Origin of the sequence: Lacinutrix venerupis (assembly GCF_003663945.1) — a bacterium.
GTDB lineage: Bacteria > Bacteroidota > Bacteroidia > Flavobacteriales > Flavobacteriaceae > Lacinutrix > Lacinutrix venerupis.
The window spans coordinates 320,709-338,722 of record NZ_RCCH01000004.1 but is presented as its reverse complement, the minus strand read 5'-3'; the positions used below and the strand labels follow the sequence as shown (position 1 = coordinate 338,722).

At 30.8% G+C, this 18,014-nt stretch carries 15 protein-coding genes; 4 read left to right on the top strand and 11 right to left on the bottom strand.

Going from position 1 to position 18,014, the window contains the following annotated elements; genetic code table 11:
• Positions 1-23 precede the first annotated feature (23 nt).
• The 11 genes from CLV86_RS08165 to CLV86_RS08115 all read right to left on the bottom strand — a co-directional run bounded on the left by CLV86_RS08165 (position 24) and on the right by CLV86_RS08115 (position 13,326).
• Positions 24-1,298 carry an adenylosuccinate synthase gene (locus CLV86_RS08165; protein ID WP_121051502.1) on the bottom strand — a complete coding sequence of 425 codons (1,275 nt, stop codon included), beginning with the start codon at positions 1,296-1,298 and terminating at the stop codon, positions 24-26.
• A 5-nt stretch (positions 1,299-1,303) separates the two neighbouring features.
• Positions 1,304-1,762: a Fur family transcriptional regulator gene (locus tag CLV86_RS08160; RefSeq protein WP_076733780.1), complete on the bottom strand. Its 459-nt coding sequence runs from the start codon at positions 1,760-1,762 to the stop codon at positions 1,304-1,306.
• A gap of 96 nt (positions 1,763-1,858) precedes the next feature.
• A complete protein-coding gene (locus CLV86_RS08155; RefSeq protein WP_076733779.1) occupies positions 1,859-4,078 on the bottom strand; it encodes a RelA/SpoT family protein in 2,220 nt (739 codons plus the stop codon).
• A 97-nt stretch (positions 4,079-4,175) separates the two neighbouring features.
• The gene (locus CLV86_RS08150) at positions 4,176-5,153 is read right to left on the bottom strand and encodes a peptidase associated/transthyretin-like domain-containing protein (RefSeq protein WP_121051500.1); all 978 of its coding nucleotides are present in this window, start codon (positions 5,151-5,153) and stop codon (positions 4,176-4,178) included.
• 19 nt (positions 5,154-5,172) lie between these two features.
• Positions 5,173-6,408, bottom strand: coding sequence for a DEAD/DEAH box helicase (locus CLV86_RS08145; protein ID WP_121051498.1), 1,236 nt, complete (start codon positions 6,406-6,408; stop codon positions 5,173-5,175).
• Between the two features lie 88 nt (positions 6,409-6,496).
• Positions 6,497-8,701: a B12-binding domain-containing radical SAM protein gene (locus tag CLV86_RS08140; RefSeq protein ID WP_121051496.1), complete on the bottom strand. Its 2,205-nt coding sequence runs from the start codon at positions 8,699-8,701 to the stop codon at positions 6,497-6,499.
• Between the two features lie 86 nt (positions 8,702-8,787).
• Entirely contained in the window at positions 8,788-9,741 is a 954-nt protein-coding gene (locus CLV86_RS08135) for a tRNA dihydrouridine synthase (RefSeq protein ID WP_121051494.1), read from the bottom strand.
• A gap of 123 nt (positions 9,742-9,864) precedes the next feature.
• Positions 9,865-10,149, bottom strand: coding sequence for a hypothetical protein (locus tag CLV86_RS08130; protein WP_121051492.1), 285 nt, complete (start codon positions 10,147-10,149; stop codon positions 9,865-9,867).
• Between the two features lie 187 nt (positions 10,150-10,336).
• On the bottom strand, positions 10,337-10,696 hold the full coding sequence (locus CLV86_RS08125) for a ribosomal L7/L12 family protein (RefSeq protein WP_121051490.1): 360 nt from the start codon (positions 10,694-10,696) through the stop codon (positions 10,337-10,339).
• A 12-nt stretch (positions 10,697-10,708) separates the two neighbouring features.
• A complete protein-coding gene (locus CLV86_RS08120; RefSeq protein WP_121051488.1) occupies positions 10,709-12,547 on the bottom strand; it encodes a Xaa-Pro dipeptidyl-peptidase in 1,839 nt (612 codons plus the stop codon).
• A gap of 143 nt (positions 12,548-12,690) precedes the next feature.
• The gene (locus tag CLV86_RS08115; protein WP_121051534.1) at positions 12,691-13,326 is read right to left on the bottom strand and encodes a YceI family protein; all 636 of its coding nucleotides are present in this window, start codon (positions 13,324-13,326) and stop codon (positions 12,691-12,693) included.
• A 191-nt stretch (positions 13,327-13,517) separates the two neighbouring features.
• Here CLV86_RS08115 and CLV86_RS08110 point away from each other — a divergent pair, with 191 nt between their 5' ends.
• From CLV86_RS08110 to CLV86_RS08095, 4 genes are all read left to right on the top strand, one after another.
• On the top strand, positions 13,518-14,060 hold the full coding sequence (locus tag CLV86_RS08110) for a nucleotide exchange factor GrpE (RefSeq protein ID WP_076733772.1): 543 nt from the start codon (positions 13,518-13,520) through the stop codon (positions 14,058-14,060).
• Positions 14,061-14,197: 137 nt separating this feature from the next.
• Positions 14,198-15,319, top strand: coding sequence for a molecular chaperone DnaJ (gene dnaJ, locus CLV86_RS08105; RefSeq protein WP_076733771.1), 1,122 nt, complete (start codon positions 14,198-14,200; stop codon positions 15,317-15,319).
• Positions 15,320-15,745: 426 nt separating this feature from the next.
• Positions 15,746-16,672 carry an ABC transporter ATP-binding protein gene (locus CLV86_RS08100; RefSeq protein ID WP_121051486.1) on the top strand — a complete coding sequence of 309 codons (927 nt, stop codon included), beginning with the start codon at positions 15,746-15,748 and terminating at the stop codon, positions 16,670-16,672.
• Positions 16,673-16,677: 5 nt separating this feature from the next.
• Entirely contained in the window at positions 16,678-18,012 is a 1,335-nt protein-coding gene (locus CLV86_RS08095) for an ABC transporter permease (protein WP_121051484.1), read from the top strand.
• The last annotated feature ends 2 nt before the right edge of the window (positions 18,013-18,014 follow it).

The window sequence follows — 18,014 nt, the reverse complement described above, 5'->3', positions numbered from 1 at the left end:
TTAAGTATAATTTTATAAGAAAATTAATCTCTAAAAATAGTTTGTTTTCTATCTGGTCCAACAGAAACAATTGAAATAGGAATTTCTAATTCTTTTTCAAGAAAATCTATATAATCGTTAAGTTCTTTTGGAAGTTGCGAGTATTTAGTCATTTTTGTTAAGTCTTCACTCCAACCTTTAAACTCTGTATAAATTGGTTCCACATATTCTGGTTCAATATTAAATGGTAAATGTTCTATAGTTTCACCTTTATATTTATAAGCTGTAGCTACTTTTAAGGTTTTAAAGCCAGATAATACATCACTTTTCATCATCATTAATTGTGTTACGCCATTTACACGACATGTATATTTTAAGGCTACTAAATCTAACCAGCCACAACGTCTTGCTCTTCCTGTTACAGCACCAAATTCTTGACCAACTCTTGCCATTTCTTCGCCATCGGCATCAAAAAGTTCTGTTGGAAATGGTCCAGAACCAACACGAGTTGTGTAAGCTTTAAATATTCCAAATACTTCTTTTATTTTGTTTGGTGCAACTCCTAAACCAGTACAAGCTCCAGCAGCTGTAGTGTTAGAGGACGTTACAAAAGGATAAGTACCAAAGTCAATATCTAAAAGAGAACCTTGAGCACCTTCGGCTAAAATAGTTTTATCATCTTTTAAAGCTTGGTGTAAATAGGCTTCGCTATCTATAAATTGTAATTCTTTTAAACGTTCTACAGATTCGAAAAATTCAACTTCCATTTCTGCTAAATCGTATTGTACGTCTACGTTGTAGAATTCAATCATTGCTTCATGCTTGTTAGCTAGAGCTCTGTATTTTTCTTTCCAGTCTGGCATCTCTAAATCTCCAACACGAATACCGTTTCTACCAGTTTTGTCCATATATGTTGGTCCAATACCTTTTAATGTAGAACCAATTTTCGCTTTTCCTTTTGAGGCTTCACTGGCCGCATCTAATAAACGATGTGTTGGTAAAATTAAGTGTGCTTTACGCGATACAATTAGTTTAGATTTATAATCAATGTTAAATTGATCTAATCCTTCTAATTCTTTAATAAAAACTACAGGATCGACAACAACGCCATTTCCTATAATATTCATAGAGTCTTTATGAAAAATTCCAGAAGGAATTGTACGTAAAACGTGTTTTATACCATCGAATTTAAGTGTGTGTCCAGCATTTGGACCACCTTGAAATCGTGCTATAATATTGTAATTTTTGGTTAATACATCGACAATTTTTCCTTTGCCTTCGTCTCCCCATTGTAAACCTAGTAGTAAATCTACTGCCATAGTAGTTAGTTGTTTTTAGTTGTTTTTCGGTTACCGTAAAAATATAGTGAGTGGTTTGTGATTTCAATATCAAAAACCTCTTCGATTGTTTTTTTTATAGATTGAATTCTTGGATCGCAAAACTCGATTACTTCACCTGTATCTGTTAAAATAACATGATCGTGTTGTTTATCGAAATAAGATTTTTCGTAATGTGCTTGGTTTTTTCCAAACTGGTGTTTACGTACTAAACCACAATCTAATAGTAATTCTATTGTATTGTACAGTGTTGCTCGACTAACACGATACTTTTTGTTTTTCATCTTTAAATACAAAGATTCAATATCGAAATGCTCTTTGCTGTTGTAGATTTCTTGAAGTATAGCGTAGCGTTCAGGTGTTTTTCTGTGACCGTTAGCTTCTAAGAATGTTGTAAAAACATTCTTAACTATTTCTTGATTTTTTGTGTCTGTATTTGCGCTCATAATCTAAGTCACAAATTTACATTTTTTTTTGAGGTTATTCTATGTTTTTCTAATATAGAATAATGTGTTATTAAGCAGTTATTAACAAGGTAGGTTTTAAGCTCTTGAAACTTTCTCTATACCATTTATTTTTTTAAGATTATCCATTACTTTTTTTAGTAGTGTTTTGTTTTTAACACTAACATTAATTTTTCCAGAGAAAATACCATGATTACTTTGAAAACTAATACTAGTCATGTTTACATGCATGTTTTCTGAAATCATTTTAGTAATATCGTTTACTAAACCTAAATTATCTATGCCAGATAGATTAATTTTTGCATGATATTCTTGTTTAGAAGAGTCAATCCATTTTGCAAGCATAATTCTGTAGGCATAGTTAGATTGCATGCTTAAAGCATTTGGACAATTTTTTTTATGCACTTTTATACCATCATTTATGGTTAAAAATCCAAAAACATCGTCTCCCGGAATTGGATTACAGCAAGTTGCTAGTATGTATTCTAAAGTTTCTTCTTCTTTACCAAAAACAAGCATGTCGTAGCTGCTTGTAATTTCGTCTTTTTCAAGTTCTTCTTTAGATATTGAGTTTTTTCTGCTTATTTTATTTTTTATAAAACTAACTAATGCATTACTGCGCGAGGCAGCATATTCTTTAAGCATTGTATTACTTATGGTACCAATACCAACACGATAAAATAAATCTAAACTAGTTTTTAACTTAAAATAATTAACCATTTCGTTAATCGATTTTTCGTCTAACGTAATTTTAAGTTGTTTTAATTTTCTTCGTAAAACTTCTTTACCATCTTCGGCAATTAATTTTTCGTCTTCTCGTAATAGAGATTTTATTTTTCCTCTTGCTCGTGATGTTGTTGCGTAGTCTAACCAATTAGGATTGGGTTTTATGTTTTCGCTTGTTAAAATATCGACTTGATCACCACTGTTTAACTCGTGACTTAATGGCACCAACTTTCCATTTACTTTTGCACCTCGTGTTTTCATACCAATTTCTGTATGTATACTAAATGCAAAATCTAAAGGTGTCGCGCCTTTTGGTAACGATTTTAAATCTCCTTTTGGTGTAAAAACAAATATTTCTTTAGAGTAGAGGTTGAGTTTAAATTGCTCGACAAAATCAACGGCATTTGTGGAGTGATTTTCCAGTGCTTCTTGAAGCCTATTAATCCACATGTCTAAATTATCTTCTTTGTCGTCTTTGTTTTTGTATTTATAGTGAGCCGCATAACCTTTTTCTGCAATTTCGTTCATGCGTTCACTTCTAATTTGTACTTCTACCCAACGGCCTTTTGGGCCCATTACTGTAATGTGTAGCGCCTCGTAACCAGTAGATTTTGGAGAAGAAATCCAATCTCGTAAGCGTGTTGGATTTGGTCTAAAGTGATCTGTTACTACCGAGTATATTTTCCAAGCTAAGAATTTTTCATTTTCCTTATCGGATTTATAAATGATTCGTACGGCAAACTTATCGTAAACTTCTTCATAGGCAACGCCTTGTTTTTCCATTTTTCGTTTTATAGAAAAAATAGATTTTGGTCGTCCTTTTATTTCGTAATTTAAATGTTCTCTATCTAAAGATGTTTTTATAACATTATTAAATTCTTTTATATAAGCATCTTGTTCTTCTTTACTTTCTTTAGTTTTAAGAAGAATATCGTTATAAATTTCTGGCTCGGTATATTTTAAACTTAAATCTTCAAGTTCTGTTTTAATATTATATAATCCTATTCTGTGGGCTAAAGGAGCATAAATATATAGTGTTTCGCTGGCAATTTTTTCTTGCTTATCAGGACGCATGGAGTCCATGGTTTGCATGTTATGAAGTCTATCGGCAATTTTTATAATAATTACACGTACATCGTCATTAAGTGTGAGTAGCATTTTTCTAAAATTCTCAGCTTGAAGAGACACATCCATGTCTTTTTCTTTGCTTAAAGAGGAAATTTTAGTTAAACCATCTACAATTCTTGCAACTGTTTCGCCAAATAGTTTTTCTATATCTTTAACAGTGTAGTCGTCACTGTCTTCTACAACATCATGAAGTAGTGCTGCAGCAATAGAAGTGGCGTCTAATCCAATTTCTGAAGCAACAATTCTTGCCACAGCAATTGGGTGAAATATGTAGGCTTCACCACTTTTCCTGCGTTGGTCTTTATGTGCGTCTACTGCTACTTCAAAAGCTTTACGTATAAGTTTTTTATCATCATCAGACAGTGATGTATAACTAACCTTTAAAAGATTTTTATAAGCTTTTGTTATAAGTGCATTTTCTTTTTCAATTTCTACTTCTGTCATAAAATTAAAAATAAGAATTAATTACGAATGCACAAGCAGTTTTTTTTATTTTTATAAGAAGAAAATATAGCTAGTTAAATGGATGTGTTTGTATTAATTATTCTTTATAAACCTCTAAGTTTATGCCTAAGCCATAATTGTTTAAACCAGCTTTTAGTAAGTTAGATTTTTCAACGTTTTGTTTGTCGAAAAGTGTCCATTCTCCACCATTTAAAAATACACGTTTAACAAAGGTTCTTTTTTCAGAAATCTCATCTGTAAAAGGTAATAGCGGTCTAAAAGTTGTTGGTACTTTTACAATACCACGTGTAGTTTTAATTTCTTGATATTTTTTATTTGGTAAAAGTCTACCGTTTTTATCTGTATAACCTAATACTTGTAACGAAATAAATAAACCTTTTTTAGGCATGTAAATATCGTGTTGGGTAACATTAAATTCTAAAATTTTCTCGTTTTTTTCGTTAGCAATAAATACAATTTTATCGTAGGTTAAAACATCTCCAGGTAATCCGTTATTGTTTTCGTAGAAATTAACTTTAAATAGAGTGGAAAAGGATCTTTTTTCTGAGGTTTTTCTTTTTCGTTTATCCCAATCTTTAGCTTCAACTTTTATTGGTATTTGCAAACTGGATAAGCGTTGTGTTTTTGTAGGATTGTTATTAGGAAAATAAACTGCAATTTCGCTCTCTATTGTTGGTAGCCAACATTTGTAATAATCTTCGTGAACGGTAGGTTTTATTTTTTCTATTTTAAATTTTCCTTTTGGTTTGCTTAAAAATACTTCGTCTAGCGTATTTATACTTGGATGCATAACAATAGTTTTTGGTAAACTATCTGTTGTTAATCTTAAATCTTTAAAACCTATAGCCGATATAAATAACGAATCGATATCTTTATATAGTTTTTTTGTGAAGTAAAATTGTCCTGCATCATCTGCAAATAAACCGTTACCATTACCAAAGGAAATAGTAGCATAAGAAACTGGTTCTTGGCTGTTTGAAATTATAGTTGTGTTTTGAGCTTTAACGTGAAAACTAAAAATACAACTTAAAAGGATGTAGTATATTTTATTCATAATAAATAAAGTATTAAAATTAATACCAGCGTTTTTTCTTCTTTTTAGACGCTTCACTTTTTCTTCCTTTTCTATGTTTTGAACCTTGTTTTTTATGTACTTGAGGTTTTGCTTTTGGGTCTAAAGGATAAGGATGGTCTTCTACAATATCTAATTGTAAATTAATAAGTTGTTGTATGGTTTTAATATACGTTTTTTCGTCTGCAGAGCAAAATGAATAAGCTGTGCCTGTATTTCCTGCTCTTGCTGTTCTGCCTATTCTATGTACGTATGTTTCTGGTACATTTGGCATATCAAAATTAATTACAGCATCAATATTATCTATATCTATACCACGTGCGGCAACATCTGTAGCAATTAAAATATTTACATTGTTTTGTTTGAAACTATTTAAAGCTTCTTGCCTTAAAGATTGGCTTTTGTCTCCATGAATAGACGCTACTTTATAGTTGTTTTTAAGTAGTGTTTGCTCTAATTTATCTACACCATATTTAGTACGTCGAAAAATTATTATACGACCTTTTATTGTATTACGAAGTAAATACAAACATAATTCTATTTTTTGCGGTTTTGGTACGTAGTATAATGCTTGATTAACGTTTTTAGATGTTGAAGAATTTTGTGAAACTTCTACACGTCTTGGATTATTAAGTATTGTTTTTGCTAATTGTTCCACTTTATAAGGCATGGTTGCCGAAAATAAAAGTGTCTGTTTTTGTTCTGGACAAAGTCTTTCAATTTTATTTACATCATCAATAAAGCCCATATCTAACATTAAATCTGCTTCATCAAGAACTAGTGTTTCAACATAATCTAAATTAACTACATCTTGTTTATGTAAATCTAACAAGCGACCAGGTGTTGCAATTAAAACATCTACACCTTTTTTTAGGATGTCTTTTTGTGGTTCTATTGATGCTCCTCCAAAAATAACTGTAGATTTTAAATTTGTATATACTGCATACTCCTGAAAATTTTCTTGAATTTGAATGGCCAACTCACGTGTAGGACTTACAATTAAGGCACGTATTTTTTTTTGATTTTTTGCTACATCTTGTCTATTAAACAATAATTGAAGAATAGGTAAAGCAAAAGCGGCTGTTTTTCCTGTTCCTGTTTGCGCAGAAGCAATAACATCTTTTTTATCTAAAACTAACGGAATAGTGCGCTCTTGAATAAGTGTTGGGTTATCGTAACCTTTTTCGGCAATGGCACGAAGTAATGGTTTGTTAAGTTTTAAATCTTTAAATGACATGCAATAAATGTTTATTGCAAAGGTAGTTTTTTTATTACTTTAATGTTATAAGTAACAATGATATCGTTTTTTTACTTTTATATACACGTTATAAAACCAATAAACCAAAATCTTTTAGTTTTTGAAGCGGTTTAGAAAACCAAAAAAGTTCAAAATTTTGAAATTGATTTTCGTAATCTTTTTTTAATGCAGAAAAAGATTGCGGTTTTCCGTTTTTGGGCTTTAATGTTTCTAATGTATCAAGAAGCCATTCGCCTTCAGCTTTATTTAAAGTAATTTGAAGTGTTTCGGTTTTATCATGAAATGTTAAATCTAAAAATTCATTTGTAAACCCTTTTTTTGTTTTTGTACGTTCTTCAACTAGCGGTAAATGTCCTAACCATATAATTTTAGCGGTTGGTTTTGTGCTAAAAATGGTTTCGGTATTAAGGCAATCTTCAATATAATATGGTGTAATTGTGGTTTGTGGAATTTTAAAATTAAACCATTCTTGCAAGTCCATATCAAAGCCAATACCGTGCATAAAATTGAATAACGATTTTTTTAAACCGAAACTAAACATGTTATGGTCTATTCCTGTGCTATCGGTAAAATCGATATCATTGTTTGCAAATGATATATTTTTATAGTTTGGTGTAATACCGTAATTTGAAGGTTTTAGTCCAATTGGGCTATGGGCTGTTAATGCAAATTGATGCCAAAAACCAGATTGAATAATTCCTAATTCAAACAACTGTCTCACCATTTCTAAACTGTCAATAGTTTCTTGTACAGTTTGTGTTGGGTAGCCATACATTAAGTAAGAGTGTACCATAATGTTGGCTTGCGTAAAATTACGAGTAACTTGTGCTACTTGCTCTACAGTAACACCTTTATCTATAAGTTTTAATAATCTGTCTGAAGCGACTTCCAAGCCGCCAGACACTGCAATGCAACCAGAGGCTTTTAATAAATAACATAAATCTTGAGTAAAGTTTTTTTCGAATCTAATATTGGTCCACCATGTAACTGTTAGCTGTCGTTTTAAAATCTCAATTGCTAAAGCTTTCATTAAAGCAGGAGGAGCAGCTTCGTCTACAAAATGAAATCCGTTTTCTCCAGTTTGCGCAATTAATTGCTCCATTCTATCAACTAAAAGGGAAGCTGTAATAGGTTCGTAAATTTTAATATAATCTAAAGAGATATCGCAAAAAGTACATTTTCCCCAATAACATCCGTGTGCCATTGTTAGTTTGTTCCATCTGCCATCACTCCATAGGCTATGCATGGGATTAGCAATTTCTATTACAGAAATATAATCTTCTAATAACAAATCTGAATAATCTGGAGTCCCAATTTCTAATTGCTTATAATCTAGTTTTGTTGTGTTGTTTTTATAAGTGACAGTGTTGTTTTCCAGCAGAAATGTACGCTTGTATATGTTTTTTAAAAGATTTTGTTTTACTTCTGAATTGCACACGTTTTCATAAAGTAACTCGATTGGTAGCTCGCCATCATCTAATGTTATAAAATTAAAAAACTCGAATATTCTTTTATCTGTTACTTGACGTAACTCGGTATTAGGGAAACCTCCTCCCATAGCTACTTTTATTTCTGGATAATTGGCTCTAATATATTGTGCGCATCTAAAAGCACTGTATAAATTACCAGGAAATGGTACCGAGAAACACACTAATTTTGGTTTTGTTTTTAATAGTTTCTCTTCTAAAATTTTAAGAGTAATATTGTCTATAAAGGTTGGTTTACTTTGTAGACTGTTATATAGCTTATCAAAATTATTGGCGCTTTGGCCTAAACGTTCTGCATAGCGACTAAATCCAAAATTAGGGTCTATACACTCAATAATAAAATCGGATAAATCTTCAAGATACAGCGTTGCTAAATGTTTAGCTTTGTCTTGCATTCCCATTTCTCCAAAAGCCCAATCCATATCATCTAATTGATTAAATCTAGAGGCTTGTGGTAAGAAATTAGATGTGCAAATTTGTCTGGCTAAAGTTTGGTTTTTGCCTTGTAAAAACCGAATTACACCATCTAACGGTTGTAAATAGTCTTCTTTTAAAGAGTAAATACGTTGGCCATTTTCCGTGGAAATGGAATTATTTTTAATTGCTAAATCAAATAATTTTTCGAATGTTTTTTTACTAAATAACTCCAAAATAACTTCAATTCCTAAATCCATTTGAAATGAAGAAATACCTTTTGTATTTAAAAACCCTTTTAAATATGCAGTTGCAGGATAAGGTGTATTTAATTGTGTAAAAGGAGGTGTTATAAGTAATAGGTCTTTCAAAATATTGAATTAATTTATACAACAAAGATAACTGTATACAATAAGCTTTTTTAAGCTGATGAATATTTTTTAATTTTTAAAGAGTACTATAGTTTACTTTCATTATTTAAAATACTAGCAACCGCTTGTTTGTATTTAACTGGATTTCCAGCTTTTTTAATAGCTTTATATGTTTTTTGAGGATTTGAAAATGATTGAGAAAAGAATTCCCAAAAACCTAACATTTTCATTTTAATAGGTGTTGGTCCAGATAAATATTCATCGTATTGTTGATAAATAGTATCGTGAAATTCGCTAAAAATCTCCCAGCGGTTTTTAGGGTATTCCGTTGTGTCATTTTTAATCATAGCAGGTAAAAATGGATCTGCAATTAATCCGCGACCAATCATAAAATGATTGATGCTTGGAAAACGAGTTTCTATCTTTTTAAAAGTATCTACACTAGTAATATCTCCATTGTAATAGAGTTTGTGTTTTGTGCTTGTTATGCAGCGCTTAAAGGCATCTAAATCTACTGGGCCTTTATATAATTGTTTGCCAATGCGAGCGTGAATAGCAATATTTTTAAGCGGATAATTATCTAGAATAGGGAAGGTGTCTAAAATTTCTTCGGCATGTTCGTATCCCATTCTCATTTTCATTGATATTGTGATATCACTTTCGTTGTGTGCCTTTTTTAATATCTCATTAATTTTTGTTGGATTGCAAATTAAGCCAGAACCCATTCCGGATTTTGTAACCATAGGATACGGGCAGCCTAAGTTCCAATTTAATTCTTTATAACCTAAACTCTGTACATATTTAATAACAAATAAAAACTCATCGGCATCATTTGTCATTACTTGCGGTATGACTTCCAAACCAACGTTGTTTTCTGGTTGTAAATCTAGTTGATAAGAATTTTTTATTTTCAACTTTCCATTTAATCGAATGTAAGGTGCATAAAATGTATCTATACCACCAAAATAATGATTAAAAGCATTACGAAACCTAAAATCGGTAAAGCCTTGTAAAGGAGAAGAAAGTAGCGTTATTGACATTTATAGTAATATGTAGCGCAAATATAGTTTCAAAATATTACAATTTTGTACTATTCACAACTAGATGCTACTAATAATTAAAAGACCGAAATTAATTTCGGTCTTTTAATGTTGTTGAGTGGTTTAACAATCATATTCAATAGAAGTAACTCCATCTTTTTGAACAATTTCCATGTTTCTTTTTGTTGCATAAAAATTATTCCAAATTCCATCTAATAACGGATCATTGTTTGTTTTATAGACACTAATCTGTATCACTACATTTTCTTTAGCATTTATAGTTTCGTTTCCGTTTGCAGAAATGGTAATATTTGCAGCAGATTTAATATGACTTCCGTCATTCCAGTCGTACCAACTAATAATTACATCCTCGTTTAAAGTGTTTTTCATGTTAAATGTGTAAGCCATAATGTAAAATTTTAATGTTAAACAATAGTGTAAAGTTAGAAAGGTAATACAGAGTATTTTAGAGTAGTAATACTGAATTTTAAATTAAGTATAACTACTTATTTTTTAGGTTTTTAAGCAAAAAAAACCACTTCGTCTTGAAGTGGTTTCTGTTATGAATTTATTTAAAAAATAAATATAAGATTGATTATGATTTAAACAAAAAATAAACCACAATACTTATTATTAAAACACCTATAAAAAGCATTGTTTTTTTAATGTCGTTCGGTTTATCTTGGATGATATGTCCTCCTTTGTAGTCACGATCATTATTTTTAACAATAGTATTTCTTTTCTTTATTGTAGGCTCTATTATTGTGTTTTCTGCTCCACCATAATAGTCTGGATTTTCATATAAATTATCAACTATGTCTTTACAGTCTTTTAGACCTAATCCTGTTTCTTCTTTTATATATTTTATCGCTTCTAACTGCTTTTTGTTATTTATTAAGTCAATTAGTTTGGATTTGTCTAAAGTAATCGTGTTTATAGTTAGTTGATTACTCATGATTATCAATTTTTAGTTACTTGTATTTATCGCTGTTTCTAACGCCTTTTCTCCACCAACAACAGGCAAGGTTAAACGCGTTTTATCTAGATCTATAGTTAATTTAGTTCCTGGTTTTGGATGTAATGTAAATTCTTTATCACTAGAAAAAATAATTAATCCAATTTGTTGTCCTGCACGAATAATTTGATCGTCTGGTTGTAGGTTAAATGAAACCTCATAAAATTTCCCAGGTTGTAAAGGTTCGCTTTCTCTTAAAGACTTATGGTTTTGTGGGTCTGCCCAACCTCTTGTAATAATATTATCTGTTATTACTTTTGCATCATCTGTATAAGGTAAAGACACTAAAGCAATAGATAAATTTGCAGCAGCTTTACTACTAGATAAGCTTACTGTAATCTTACTTTCACCAGAAATATGAAGTGGTGTTTTTAGCTTTGGTGTAGTATATAATAATCTGTTTTTAGAGTTTGTTGTTTGTGCATGTTCTTTAGCAGAAATATTAAAATCGTCTACTAGCGTTTCAGTTTTCTGTTTTTTGTTTTGCTTTGTAGTTAGTGTTCCAGAGGTGTTTCCTCCTTTATTTAAATACAATGTAACATCTTCTGCATCAGGATTTGGATAAGCATCATAAGCTGTTGGTTGGTCCATTTTATCATTTTCTCTAACAATCCAAACTTGCTTGTCGTTTTCAACTCCATTGTCAATACCGTGTAAATAATGTGTAAACCAACGATTCATCATAGTCATTGGAGGTGGTCCACCGTGACCATTTTGATGATAATATAATTGAGTAGGTAAACCCATTTCTTTTGCTTTTTGGTATATTCTATTACTATGCTCTGGCATTACATTCCAATCGTTAAAGCCATGAGACATTAATAAGGCAGCTTTCATAGGAGCCATTTGGTTTAAATAATCTCGGTTATCCCAAAAATCGTTTAAATCTCCTGTTTGCCTGTCTATACCGTTTTTCATTTCAGTATCTCTTATTCGTTTATTATTTCCTGCACGTTTTTCCTCATCTCCACTATGAACAAAATCGTAAAGAACATCTATATCTTCACCTAAATAACCTCCAGGAGAACGTACTAAACCGTTAGATCTATAATAATGATAAGAGGAAGTGTTTGGTGCAATAGGAATTATAGCTTCTAAACCTTTAACGCCTGTTGTAGCTGCTGCTAATGGTAAAGTTCCGTTATAAGATGTTCCAGTCATGCCTACTTTTCCTGTAGACCAAAATGCTTTTACTTCTTCATTACCATTTCTTTCTGTATAACCTTTTGCTCTTCCACATAACCAGTCGATAACTGCTTTTGGAGCTAGTGCTTCGTTAGGACCGCCAATAGTTGGAGCACCATCACTTAATCCTGTTCCTGGAGATGATGAATGTACAACAATATAGCCTCGTGGCACCCATTTTCTAATATGTGAGTTAGAAATAATTGGTCGTTTTCCACGACGTTTTACTTCTGGATGTACACGTTCTTTTCCAATTTCACCAAGTTCGTGTTGTACATCCCACATAACACCAGGAAGGTCATCTGCAACTCCTGCAAAATACGGGCTAGTAACATATATAATTGGTAGCTTTAAATCTTCGGTTTCTGTTTGTTTAGGTCGTGTAACTGCAACATGCATGCGGTCTGGTTTACCATCTTTATCTGTATCAAAAGTGGTTTCTACCCAAAGATCATGTCTTATCCAATCATTAGAATTAGTAAATCCTTGAACAGGTTGAGCTTCTCCGTTTTCAAAAACAGGAACAGTTTTATCTTGGGAAAAACCAATAGATACTGTAAAAAATAAAATTGAAAATAAACCTAAAATATTGTTTTTTAAAGTCATAATAAGTGCTTAATTGTATAGAAGCCTACAAGTTACTTTTTTTTTAGATATAGAAAAGAAAGAGAGTGTTAATGGAATTGTAAAGTTTTAAAAAAAAAGCCACATCTGTATAGATGTGGCTTTTTAATATATCTTTAATTTTTTTAAGCTTTTTTAGCTTTAATAGAAATTTTTAATTTAACGTTATCATTAATCATTTTGTCTCCTAAATTTTCAGCAAATTTTCCAGAGTTATATTTAATGTTAAATTCTGTTCTATCAATAGTAAATTCATCACTTGTAATTGTCATCATATCTTCAGTTGTAACAACATTTACAGGAACAGTAATATTCTTTTTAATACCTTTTAACATTAAGTTTCCACTTACGTTATTTCCTTCAACACTAGTAATTTCGAATGAAGCGTTTGGGTGAGTTTCTGCTTCAAAAAAATCTGCACTTTTTAAGTGTTTAATTAAGTTAGCATTTTTTCCTTCGTCTTCAATGTCTGTACATGCAAGAGAATTAATAGCAAAAATAAAGTTTCCACCAACTAGTTGGTCTCCTTTTGTTGTTGCAACACCGTTTGATACGTTAATTGTTCCAGTATGTCCTCCAACAATTTTATTAGCCTCCCACATAACCATAGATTCTTCTGGAATGGCTTTATATTTAGCTTCTACGGCAACTTCTACTACTTCTCTAGCTTCAGATGTTTCTGTTTTTTTCTCGCTTTTGCACCCAATAACTGTAAGACCTAAAGCTAATACTGTAAAAATATTTAATACTTGTTTTTTCATTTTTATTTGTTTGTTAATGGTTAAGTAACAAAAGTATAAAACATCCCATGGAAAATACTTAATTTTTTCATAAAAATATTTTGGTGCCAATTTGTTTAATAATGAAAAAAAAATATTGTGACATTTTGACATTTTTATAATAATGGCAGTACTTTTGCCAATCTTAAAAGGTATTAAAAATAAATACGGAAATGAGTAAAGCAAAAGAAACAAAAGAAGATATAATTGAAGAGCAAATAGAAGATACAACAACTCAAGAAACTGCTGAGGTAGAAGAGTTATCTGTAGAAGATAAGTTAAAAGAAGAACTTGGTCAAGAAAAAGATAAGTTTTTAAGGCTGTTTGCAGAATTCGAGAATTATAAAAAAAGGACATCTAAAGAACGTATAGAGCTATTTAAAACAGCAAGTAAAGATGTCATGGTGTCAATGTTACCAGTTTTAGACGATTTCGAGCGTGCTTTAATGCATATAGAAGATGATAAAGAGGCCGAGGAGTTAAGAAAAGGAGTAGTATTGATTTATCAAAAACTTTTAACAACATTAAATCAAAAAGGTTTAGCAGCAATGGAAGTGAAAAATGGCGATGTTTTCGATTCTGAAATTCATCAAGCAATTACACAAGTTCCTGCACCAAGTGAAGATTTAAAAGGAAAAATTATAGATGTTGTTGAAAAAGGTTACTTGCTTGGAGAAACTGTAATTCGTTTCCCTAAAGTAGTTATTGGACAATAAAAATTATTCAACGTACATTTACCAGTAATTTATTTACTGAAAAAGTATAGAGAAATCACAATTAATAAGTATTCAGAAAAAAAATAAGGACAGTTTATAAAAAAGCTGAAATTTAAAACTGAAAACTAGAAGGAAGTATGGCAAAAGCAGATTATTATCAAACATTAGGCATTAGCAAAAACGCTACAGCTGCAGAAATTAAGAAAGCTTATAGAAAAAAAGCTATTGAGTTTCACCCAGATAAAAACCCTGATGATTCTACAGCAGAAGCAAAGTTTAAAGAAGCAGCAGAAGCTTACGAAGTTTTAAGTGACGAAAATAAAAAGGCGCGTTACGACCAATTTGGTCATCAAGCATTCGAAGGCGGCGGTGGCTTTGGCGGCGGCGGAGGTATGAATATGGACGACATATTCAGTCAGTTTGGAGATATTTTTGGAGGCGGAGGAGGTTTCTCTGGCTTTGGAGGTGGCTTTGGTGGCGGTCAACAACGTCGTGTCAAAGGAAGTAATTTACGTATTCGAGTAAGACTCACATTAGAAGAAATAGCTAATGGTGTTGAGAAAAAAATAAAAGTAAAGCGTAAAGTTCAAGCCGAAGGTACAACATATAAAACTTGTGGAACTTGTAATGGATCTGGGCAAGTAACAAGAGTAACAAACACCATTTTAGGACGTATGCAAACAGCAAGTCCTTGTACAACCTGTGGAGGAGCTGGACAAATTATAGATAAAAAACCAGCAGGAGCAGATGCTCAAGGTCTAATTGTAAAAGAAGAAACTATTTCTGTAAAAATTCCAGCAGGAGTTGTAGATGGTATGCAATTAAAAGTTTCTGGAAAAGGAAACGATGCTCCAGGAAATGGAATTGCAGGAGATTTATTAGTAGCAATACAAGAGCAAGAGCATGAAACACTACAACGTGAAGGTGATAATTTACATTACGATTTATATGTAAGCTTGCCGGATGCTATTTTAGGAGCTTCAAAAGAAATTGATACCGTAACAGGCAAAGTAAGAATTAAGATTGAAGCAGGTTTACAGTCTGGTAAAATTTTACGTTTAAGAGGAAAAGGTATTCCTAGTATTAACGGTTATGGTAAAGGAGACTTGTTAGTACACGTTAATGTATGGACACCAAAAACATTAAGCAAAGAACAGAAAACGTTTTTTGAAAAAATGAAGGAAGATGAACATTTTACACCTAAGCCAGAACATAGTGATAAGTCATTTTTTGAGAAGGTAAAGGATATGTTTTCTTAGAACGTATTTATATAATAAATAAGAAAATCTGTAATTTTTTACAGATTTTTTTTGTTAAAAAAAGAAGTTATTTGTTCTAAAAACCAATAGTTAAACAAAAAATAGTATATTTGATTTATCATTGGTTTGCGCCAATGGTAATTTTTCTTTTTCATAGCAATTTTTTCCCATCCTTTATTTGCGTAGAGGGTGGGTTTTGTTTTTTAGAATATTACGTTTAAATACAATAGTAGAATAAAATATTTTTAAAGTTTATAGCAATTGTATTTTATTGTTTTACATAATAAAAACATAGATGAATACTTGTTTTATCTTTTTTACAGCGTTAAAAAATTTTAAAACAGTAAGTATAAGACTCTACATTTTCTATCTTTACGGCAACAATACCAAATGTTTTAATATTTTTTGGTGTAACAACTATACTATATGGCTAACTTATTAGAAGCACAATCAGTTTCTAAAAATTTTGGAGATTTTACAGCACTTAATAATGTTTCTATTTCTGTTGAAAAAGGAAGCATCTTTGGTTTATTAGGACCTAACGGAGCAGGTAAAACAACATTAATTCGAATTATCAATCAAATTACAATGCCAGATAAAGGTAAGGTAATTTTAGATGGAGAACCTCTACAAAGACATCATATACAAAATATTGGTTATTTGCCAGAAGAGCGTGGGTTATATAAATCTATGAAAGTAGGAGAACAAGCTTTGTATTTAGCACAACTTAAAGGCTTAGAAAAATCTGTAGCTAAAAAGCGTTTATTACAATGGTTTGAAAGATTAGAAATTGGAGATTGGTGGAATAAAAAAATTCAAGAGCTATCAAAAGGAATGGCACAAAAAATTCAATTTGTAGTCACAGTTTTACACGAGCCAAAACTATTAATTTTTGATGAGCCTTTCTCAGGATTTGATCCTATAAATGCAGATATTATTAAAAATGAAATTTTAAGGCTTCGAGATAATGGAGCTACTGTTATTTTCTCTACACATAGAATGGAATCTGTCGAGGAGTTATGCGATCATATAGCTTTAATTAACAAATCGAATAAAATTATAGATGGTAATTTATTAGATATAAAAAGACAGTTTAAATCTAATACTTTCGAGGTAGGTATTAATACTAATAATGCATTACAGTTGCAGCAATCTCTTTCAGAGAAATTTATTGTTTCTCCTGCAAATTTTAAAAGTTTAAATAATGAATTAAAACTAAAAGTTAAACTGCCAGAAGCCGAATCAGCAAATCACTTACTAAGTTATTTAACAACACAAGGAGAGGTTTCTCATTTTGTAGAAGTAATACCTAGTGCAAGTGATATATTTATTCAAGCTGTAAAGAATAATTAAAGATTATGAATCATCTACCACTAATAATAAAAAGAGAATATCTAACTAAAGTTAGAAATAAAGCGTTTATAGTTATGACTTTTTTAAGTCCGTTAATTATGATTGCTTTATTTTCTGTAGTAGCCTACTTGTCGCAAGTAAATAATAATAAACAAAAAAATATATCTGTTTTAGATCAGTCCGGAAAAATTGAATCTATATTTTTAGATAAAGAATTTGTTAAGTATAATATTTTAAAAGATGTTACTTTAGAAAACGCAAAGATAATTGTTGAAGAACAAGAGGATTACGGCTTACTTTATATCTCTAATTTTACTACAAAAACAGGAGATGTTGAAGCAAGTGAGAATATAAATGTAGAGGTACAATTTTATTCTACAGAGACACCTTCGCTTAGTATAATTTCTGCATTAGAGCATAAAATAGAAAAACGCCTTAAAGAAATTAATCTTGAAAGCAAAGGCGTTAATATTAATACATTAAGAACATCTGAAGTTAATGTAACAATAAACCAAGAAAATTTTACAGGAGAAAAAACTTCTAAAGCAGACAGTGTAGTTAAACTAATTTTTGGTGGTGCAGCAGGATACTTACTCTTCATGTTTATTATAATTTATGGTAACATGATAATGCGCTCTGTAATAGAAGAAAAAACAAGTAGAATAATAGAAGTCATTATATCATCGGTTAAACCTATACAACTTATGTTAGGTAAAATTGTAGGTACAACATTAGCTGGTATAACTCAATTTGGTATTTGGTTAATTTTAGGAAGCATTCTTATGGTAATAGCTTCTATAATTTTTGATATTGATTTTAGTCAAATAAATACACCGCAACAAGAATTAGTATCGCAAGCTATGCAAAATCCAGATGCTAATGCAGATGCTCAATTATTTATTAATGCATTTTTTAATATGCCTTTAGTAAATTTAATTATTGCATTTCTATTCTTTTTTATTAGCGGTTATTTATTATATAGTTCTTTATATGCTGCTATTGGTGCAGCAGTAGATAATGAAACCGATACGCAACAATTTATGTTGCCAATAATAATGCCTTTAATATTATCTGTTTATGTTGGTGGTTTTACAGTAATAGAAGATCCTCATGGAACAGTAGCAACCATATTTTCATTTATCCCTTTTACTTCTCCAGTTGTTATGTTAATGCGTATTCCTTTTGGAGTACCAATTTGGCAACAAATTCTTTCTTTGTTAATATTAATTGGTACATTTATGTTTACCATTTGGTTGGCTTCAAAAATTTATCGAGTAGGTATTTTAATGTATGGAAAAAAACCAACATATAAAGAACTTTTAAAATGGATTAAATATTAAAG

Bases quoted from the DNA above. Each gene is read 5' to 3' on its own strand.
- CLV86_RS08110 (WP_076733772.1), top strand. From the start codon at position 13,518: ATGAGTAAAGCAAAAGAAACAAAAGAAGATATAATTGAAGAGCAAATA.
- CLV86_RS08120 (WP_121051488.1), bottom strand. From the start codon at position 12,547: ATGACTTTAAAAAACAATATTTTAGGTTTATTTTCAATTTTATTTTTT.
- CLV86_RS08160 (WP_076733780.1), bottom strand. From the start codon at position 1,762: ATGAGCGCAAATACAGACACAAAAAATCAAGAAATAGTTAAGAATGTT.
- CLV86_RS08130 (WP_121051492.1), bottom strand. From the start codon at position 10,149: ATGGCTTACACATTTAACATGAAAAACACTTTAAACGAGGATGTAATT.
- CLV86_RS08100 (WP_121051486.1), top strand. From the start codon at position 15,746: ATGGCTAACTTATTAGAAGCACAATCAGTTTCTAAAAATTTTGGAGAT.
- CLV86_RS08135 (WP_121051494.1), bottom strand. From the start codon at position 9,741: ATGTCAATAACGCTACTTTCTTCTCCTTTACAAGGCTTTACCGATTTT.
- CLV86_RS08115 (WP_121051534.1), bottom strand. From the start codon at position 13,326: ATGAAAAAACAAGTATTAAATATTTTTACAGTATTAGCTTTAGGTCTT.
- CLV86_RS08165 (WP_121051502.1), bottom strand. From the start codon at position 1,298: ATGGCAGTAGATTTACTACTAGGTTTACAATGGGGAGACGAAGGCAAA.
- CLV86_RS08125 (WP_121051490.1), bottom strand. From the start codon at position 10,696: ATGAGTAATCAACTAACTATAAACACGATTACTTTAGACAAATCCAAA.
- CLV86_RS08095 (WP_121051484.1), top strand. From the start codon at position 16,678: ATGAATCATCTACCACTAATAATAAAAAGAGAATATCTAACTAAAGTT.
- CLV86_RS08150 (WP_121051500.1), bottom strand. From the start codon at position 5,153: ATGAATAAAATATACTACATCCTTTTAAGTTGTATTTTTAGTTTTCAC.
- CLV86_RS08155 (WP_076733779.1), bottom strand. From the start codon at position 4,078: ATGACAGAAGTAGAAATTGAAAAAGAAAATGCACTTATAACAAAAGCT.
- CLV86_RS08145 (WP_121051498.1), bottom strand. From the start codon at position 6,408: ATGTCATTTAAAGATTTAAAACTTAACAAACCATTACTTCGTGCCATT.
- dnaJ (WP_076733771.1), top strand. From the start codon at position 14,198: ATGGCAAAAGCAGATTATTATCAAACATTAGGCATTAGCAAAAACGCT.